The 579-nt window shown below is 70.5% G+C and carries 1 protein-coding gene; it reads right to left on the bottom strand.

From position 1 onward, the window contains the following. On the bottom strand, positions 1 to 476 hold a 476-nt coding region (locus tag EHS43_RS45670), incomplete at its 3' end, for an arylamine N-acetyltransferase (RefSeq protein WP_148104390.1). Positions 477 to 579 lie beyond the last annotated feature (103 nt).

The following is a 579-nucleotide window of genomic DNA, read 5'->3' as shown; positions in this document are numbered from 1 at the left end:
GCCTCCGACCCCGCCTCGACGATCCGGAAGGTGCCCCCGGGATCCTCCTGCTCACCCCGCACCCCGAACGCCAGCGGGTAGTGGCTGTGCGCCCCGAACCCGACATCGGCCAGCCACTCGCCCCCGTCCACCGTCCGCACCCGCAGCGCGAGATGGTCGTACGGGATCCCGAGCCGCCCCTCGTCCCCGTACACCCGGCCCGCGAGCAGGGTGACGCCGAAGCCGAGCGCGGTCAGCAACGCCCCGAAAGACCCGTTCAGTTCGTAACAGAACCCTCCCCTGCGGGCTCCCACCACCTTCTCCACCAGCCGCTCCTCCTCCAGCACGATCTCCTCGCCGAGGTGGACCGACAGGTTCTCGAAGGGCACGGTCTGCAGATGACGCAGATGCAGCTCGCGCAGGACCTCCGCCGTCGGCCGGTCCGGGGGCCGGACTCCGAGGCGGCGGAGATACGCGTCAACCTGTGTGGGATTCATGCCCCCAGTCTCGCGCCACCCACAGATCCCCACCGTCCGCGCCTCCACCGTCACGGCCGACCGCCTCGCCGTCCCCCTTTCCGCCACCCTGTCTCTTATACAC

The sequence above is a fragment of the Streptomyces sp. RP5T genome (assembly GCF_003933965.1).
GTDB lineage: Bacteria > Actinomycetota > Actinomycetes > Streptomycetales > Streptomycetaceae > Streptomyces.
The sequence above is the reverse complement of the archived record's forward strand: the minus strand, read 5'-3'. Positions and strand labels throughout refer to the sequence as shown.